Annotated in this window: 6 protein-coding genes; 4 read left to right on the top strand and 2 right to left on the bottom strand. The window is 71.3% G+C overall.

The genetic code is table 11. The features are described 5' to 3' along the window. Positions 1–942 (top strand): sensor histidine kinase (locus tag VIU94_RS06635; protein ID WP_331908551.1); only part of this gene is annotated, 942 nt, incomplete at its 5' end. Here VIU94_RS06635 and VIU94_RS06630 read toward each other — a convergent pair. Both VIU94_RS06630 and VIU94_RS06625 read right to left on the bottom strand, forming a co-directional pair. Beyond that, positions 907–1,758 carry a phosphatidylinositol-specific phospholipase C gene (locus tag VIU94_RS06630; RefSeq protein WP_331908549.1) on the bottom strand — a complete coding sequence of 284 codons (852 nt, stop codon included), beginning with the start codon at positions 1,756–1,758 and terminating at the stop codon, positions 907–909. The genes VIU94_RS06635 and VIU94_RS06630 overlap by 36 nt on opposite strands. Positions 1,759–1,897: 139 nt before the next feature. Then, positions 1,898–3,706, bottom strand: a complete 1,809-nt coding sequence (locus VIU94_RS06625; protein WP_331908547.1) for a bifunctional metallophosphatase/5'-nucleotidase — start codon at positions 3,704–3,706, stop codon at positions 1,898–1,900. Positions 3,707–3,872: 166 nt separating this feature from the next. Between VIU94_RS06625 and mshD the strand changes: the two genes are divergently transcribed. The 3 genes from mshD to VIU94_RS06610 all read left to right on the top strand — a co-directional run. After that, positions 3,873–4,799, top strand: a complete 927-nt coding sequence (gene mshD, locus VIU94_RS06620) for a mycothiol synthase (protein WP_331908545.1) — start codon at positions 3,873–3,875, stop codon at positions 4,797–4,799. A gap of 113 nt (positions 4,800–4,912) precedes the next feature. Beyond that, positions 4,913–5,305 carry a GntR family transcriptional regulator gene (locus tag VIU94_RS06615; RefSeq protein ID WP_331908543.1) on the top strand — a complete coding sequence of 131 codons (393 nt, stop codon included), beginning with the start codon at positions 4,913–4,915 and terminating at the stop codon, positions 5,303–5,305. Continuing rightward, positions 5,302–5,867, top strand: a 566-nt coding sequence (locus VIU94_RS06610) for an ATP-binding cassette domain-containing protein (protein WP_331908541.1), incomplete at its 3' end; no start/stop codon positions are given. The genes VIU94_RS06615 and VIU94_RS06610, both read left to right, overlap by 4 nt.

Here is a 5,867-nt window from a genome sequence, read left to right as displayed (position 1 = left end):
CTCGCCTGGGTGCTGCTGCTGGTCTCCGGCATCGGCGTGATCGGGGCCGGGGCGGTCGGGCTGTGGGTGGCGCGGGCCGGGCTGAAGCCGGTGGACCGGCTGACCGAGGCGGTCGAGCACGTGGCCGCGACCGAGGACCTGACGGTGCGGATCCCGGTCGAGGGCGAGGACGAGGTGGCGCGGCTCTCGCGCTCGTTCAACGCGATGACGGCGGCGCTGGCCTCGTCCCGGGACCGGCAGGCGCAGCTGATCGCAGACGCGGGGCACGAGTTGCGGACCCCGCTGACCTCGCTGCGGACCAACATCGAGCTGCTCGCCCGCAGCGAGGAGACCGGCCGCGCGCTGCCGCCGGACGACCGTCTGGCGCTGATGGCGTCGGTGACGGCGCAGATGACGGAGCTGGCGGCGCTGATCGGCGATCTGCAGGAGCTGTCCCGGCCGGACGCGGTGGCCCCGGGGCCGCTGGAGGTGGTGGGCCTGCACACGATCCTGCGCTCGGCCCTCGACCGGGCGCGGCTGCGCGGACCCGAGCTGACCTTCCGTACCGAGCTGTCGCCCTGGTACGTACGGGCGGAGCCCGCTGGGCTCGAGCGCGCACTGGTGAACGTGCTGGACAACGCGGTGAAGTTCTCGCCGCCGGGCGGAACGGTCGAGGTGACCCTGGCGGCGGGCGGCGCGCTGACGGTCCGCGACCACGGGCCGGGCATCGCGCCGGAGGAACTCCCGCACGTCTTCGACCGCTTCTGGCGCTCCCCGTCGGCGCGCAGCCTGCCCGGCTCGGGCCTGGGCCTGTCGATCGTGGCGCGTACGGTCCACCAGGCGGGCGGCACGGTGACGCTGGCCCCGGCGGAGGGCGGCGGCACGGTGGCCGCCGTCCGTCTGCCGGGGGCGCCGAACCCGCCGCCGTCAGTTGTGGCGGATGAGGGACTCGACCAGGCCTGAGCGAGTGTTCGGGTAGTCCATGGGGACGATCCCGAGGCCCTTCCAGCTGCTCGCCGTGCCGTCCAGGAAGCCGTGGACGCGCGGGTTGAGGTTGTCGGAGTTCCAGCGCGGCGGCAGCGAAGCGGACGTGCTGACGAAGTTGATGTACAGCTTGCCCGGCTGCTCGACGGCCTTGCGGAAGTGCGCCTCGATCTGGGGGTACTTGGCGTTCGGCAGCGCGTTCCAGTCGTCCTGGATCGCGATGGCCCCGCCGTCCCACCACTTGAGGCCGGGCAGCCCGCCGTTGTCGGCGATGAGGACGACCTTGCCGCGGGCCTGGCCCAGGGTGGGGAGCGTGTCGCCGATGCGGAACAGCGAGCGCCAGCCGCGGTTGTCGAGGTAGTCGTCGAAGACGGCACGGAAGGTGGCGTCGGAGTCCGAGGAGTACTCCTGCTTGACCCGCATCAGGACGGTCTCGGAGGGGTGGGCGGCCAGGAAGTCGCGGCAGGCGATGAGGACGTCGCCGAACATCATGTTCTGGTACGAGGCGCCGTGGTGGATGGCGAAGGAGCCGCCGGTGACCCGGCAGCGTATGTCGAGGAACCTGATGCCGGCGCTGAGCTGCTGCGCGATGGTGGTGTTCTGGCACTGGGACCAGGGGCCGCCGAAACGGGCGCCGGAGTCGTGGGTGCCGGGGATGGTGAGCTTCTGGAGCGGGGTGGGGTCGCCGTGGCCGGCCATCCAGTCCTGGGTCGTGGCCGCCCGCGCGGACGGGGCGCCGACCAGGAGGACGGCGCCTGCTGCCGCGGCTCCCGCGAGAAAGCTTCTTCGGTCCATGCGCGGAGTATGACGTGTACGCGTCAGCAAGCACCAGAGTCGCGCAGGCCCCGCGTAGCCGAAAGGGGCGGCGGACCGTCGAACGGCCCACCGCCCCCTCGGACGTACGGAGTTACTCGCGATACCTGGGGTACTCGGGTTACTTCACGACCGTGATCCGGCCCGTCGCCGGCGCGGCCAGCGGCGCCGTCGCGGAGGAGTGGGCCGCCAGGTAGCCGGTGAACAGGTCCAGGTCGGACGCGCCGACCAGCTTGTTCTTGTGCTCCTTCAGCACGGGGAAGCCGTCGCCGCCCCCGGCCAGGAACTCGTTCATCGCGACCCGGTAGGTCTTCGCCGGGTCGATCGCCTCGCCGTTCAGCTTCACCGAGGAGACGACGATCCGGTCGGCGCCGGTCTTCGTCATGTCCAGCGTGTACGTGAAGCCCTTCGAGATCTGGAGGATCTTCGGCGAGGCCAGGTTCGCGCCGCTGACCTGCTGCTGAAGCGTGGTGATCAGCTGGGCGCCGGTCAGGTCGACCGCCGTCATCATGTTGGTGAACGGCTGGACGGTGTACGCCTCGCCGTAGGTCACCACGCCGTCGCCCTCGGCCCCGGACGCCTTGTGGACCAGGGGCGCGCGGACGCCGCCCGGGTTCATCAGCGCGAGCTGGGCGCCGCCCTTGTCGGCCGGGGCCATGCCCTCAAGCTGCGCGTCGGCGATCAGGTTGCCCAGCGGCTTCTCGGCGGGCTCGAAGGGGTTGTCGATGTCGCCGGCGATGTAGCCGACGGGCCGGCCGGCGATCGGCGCGGCCAGCGTCTTCCAACGGCCGATCAGGTCGGTCATGTCCTGGGCCTTCGGCACGTCACGGGTGACGACGTGGTTCGCGGAGGCGACTGCGGTCCGGACGATGTCCTTCGAGCGACGGTCGTAGGTGAGCGTCGTGTCGGTGTAGAGCTTGCCGAAGGAGGCCGCCGAGGTGACCGTGCGCGGCTTGCCCGCCGGGTCCGGGATGGTGCACGCGTAGGCCTGGTGGGTGTGGCCGGTGACCAGGGCGTCGACCTGCGGGGTGACGTTCTTGGCGATGTCGACGATCGGCCCGGAGATGCCGGCGCCCGCGCCGGGGGTGTCGCAGTTGTAGTTGTACGCGCCCGAGGCCGGCGAGCCGCCCTCGTGGAGCAGGGCGACGATCGACTTCACGCCCTTGCGCTCGAGCACCTTGGCGTACTTGTTGATCGTCTCGACCTCGTCGCCGAACTTCAGGCCCTTGATGCCCTCGGCGGACACGATGTTGGCGGTGCCCTCGAGGGTGACGCCGATGAAGCCGATCTTGACCCCGTTGCGCTCCCAGACGAAGTACGGGTCGAGCAGCGGCTTGCCGGTCTTCTCGTTCGTCACGTTGGCCGCGAGGTAGGGGAAGTTCGCCCCCTCGAAGGTCTTGCCCTCCTCGAAGCAGCCTTCGGTCGGGTGGCAGCCGCCGTTCTGCATGCGGGCGAGCTCGCGCGCGCCCTCGTCGAACTCGTGGTTGCCGACCGAGCTGACGTCGAGCTTCAGCTTGTTCAGCGCGTCGATGGTCGGCTCGTCGTGGAAGAGCCCGGAGACCAGCGGCGACGCGCCGATCATGTCGCCCGCGGCGGCGGTGACGGAGTACGGGTTGCCCTGGCGGGCCTCCCGCAGGTGCGTGGCGAGGTACTCGACGCCGCCGACGCCCTCGATGGTCTTGGTCGTCCCGTCCTCGTTGAGGTGGGTCAGCCGGCCGGCCGAGCCGGTCGGCGGCTCCAGGTTGCCATGCAGGTCGTTGAAGGACAGCAGCTGCACGTCGACGTAGCGCCCGTGGCCGTAGCCATCCCCGCCCTTGGTGCCCGAGGCCCCGGCGGGCAGCGCCGCGACGAGCGCGCCGACCGTGGCGAGCCCCGCCCCGGCCGCGAGTATGCGCCGTACCGCTCTGTTGTTCTTCCGTGTCGTGGACATCTCTCCCCTTTAGGCCCCCGCGCCCCTTTTTGCGGCGCCGCTTGACTCCTGGCCTGCCGGTGCAGCCTAGAGTCAACGCGCGTAGCGCAACAGGGGGGAGCAGGTTACGAGCCGGTTGACTCCACGTTCTCCGACTTGCGCGGCCGCCCGCCGTAGGCTCGTACTCATGACGATTGATTCGACGCCCGTGCTGGAGCCCGGACGGCAGATCCGCACCCTCGACGAGCTCGCCCCCGAAGAGATCGAACAGGTCCTCGAACTGCTGGCGGAGGCGGACCGCGTCGACGGCATGCACGCCGTCTCCGAGCAGGGCCGGCTGTATCTGCGGCACGGCCGGCGCGAGGGGATCCGTCATTTCCTGCTCACCGTCGGCCTCGAACTGCGCGGCTACGCCCAGCTGGAGGACACCGACCCGGTCGAGGCCCCGGCCGCCGAGCTCGTCGTGCACCCCGCCCACCGGGGCCGCGGACACGGCCGGGCGCTCGGCAGCGCACTGCTCGCCGCCTCCGGGAAGCGGCTGCGGGTGTGGGCGCACGGCGGGAAGGCGGCCGCCCGCCATCTGGCCCAGGTGCTCGGGCTGACCCTGTTCCGCGAACTGCGCCAGATGCGCCGTCCGTTGAGCCCGCTCGACATCCCCGAGCCGGTGCTGCCCGAGGGCGTCACCGTCCGGGCCTTCGTCCCCGGCCAGGACGACGCGGCCTGGCTGGCGGTCAACGCGGCGGCCTTCGCCCACCACCCCGAGCAGGGCTCGCTCACCCAGCGGGACCTGGACGACCGGATGGCCGAGCCGTGGTTCGACCCGAAGGGCTTCTTCCTCGCGGAGAAGGACGGCCGCCTGGTCGGCTTCCACTGGACGAAGGTGCACGCCGAGGAGCAGCTCGGCGAGGTGTACGTGGTCGGCATCCTGCCCGACGCGCAGGGCGGCGGGCTCGGCAAGGCGCTGACGGCGATCGGGCTGCGCCACCTGGCGGCGCAGGGGATGCCGACGGCGATGCTGTACGTGGACGCGGACAACACGGCGGCGGTGCGGGTGTACGAGCGGCTGGGCTTCGCCACGCACGAGGTGGACCTGATGTACCGCACGGAGTCGTAAGACCCCCGCGAGCCCACAAGGTCTCAAGACCCTTCTGACAGGGGGCGGTTGACACCGCCCCCTCTCTTCCACCACCCTTTCACTATTCCAATAGTGAAAGGGTGGTGGAAAACATGGTCGAGTACCGCATCGACCGGCGCAGCGGCGTCGCCACCTACCTCCAGATCGTCCAGCAGACCAAACAGGCCCTCCGCATGGGCCTGTTGGAGCCAGGCGACCAGCTGCCCACCGCGCGCGAGGTCGTCGAGGCGACGGCCATCAACCCGAACACGGTGCTCAAGGCCTATCGCGAACTCGAACGCGAGGGCCTCGTCGAGGCCCGCCGGGGCCTGGGCACCTTCGTACGCGCGACGCTCGGCGCCGCCGCCCCCGCCGACTCGCCCCTGCGGGCCGAGCTCGCGGACTGGGCGCGCCGGGCACGGACGGCCGGACTGGAGCGGGAGGACGTGGCCGCGCTCTTCACATCCGTACTGGACCAGCACTTCAAAGGGGACGACCACACATGACCGACCCGGTCATCGAGGCCGACGGCCTCGGCCTGCGCTACGCCCGGCGACACGCCTGGGCGCTCAAGGACTGCGACTTCACCGTGCCCGCCGGCCGGATCTGCGCACTCGTCGGCCCCAACGGCGCCGGCAAGTCGACGCTGCTCGGCCTCGCCGCCGGACTCCTCCGGCCCACCGAGGGCCGGATACAGGCCCCGGCGCGTGAGCGGATCGCGTACGTCGCCCAGGACAAGCCGCTGTACGGGCAGCTCACCGTCGCCGAGACGCTGCGGATGGGCCGCGAGCTCAACCCGGACCGGTGGGACGGCACGGTCGCCGAGCGGATCACCGCGGCAGGTCCGCTGCCGTCCGACGCGAAGGTCCGCTCGCTGTCCGGCGGGCAGCGCACCCGGCTCGCACTCGCACTCGCGCTCGGCAAACGGCCCGAGGTACTGCTCCTCGACGAGCCGATGGCCGACCTCGACCCGCTGGCGCGACACGAACTCATGGGCGCGCTCATGGCCGACGCGGCGGAGCACGGCACGACGGTGGTGATGTCCTCGCACATCCTCACGGAACTGGA

It is taken from the genome of Streptomyces sp., assembly GCF_036566765.1.
Classification (GTDB): Bacteria; Actinomycetota; Actinomycetes; order Streptomycetales; family Streptomycetaceae; genus Streptomyces.
The sequence above is the reverse complement of the archived record's forward strand: the minus strand, read 5'-3'. Positions and strand labels throughout refer to the sequence as shown.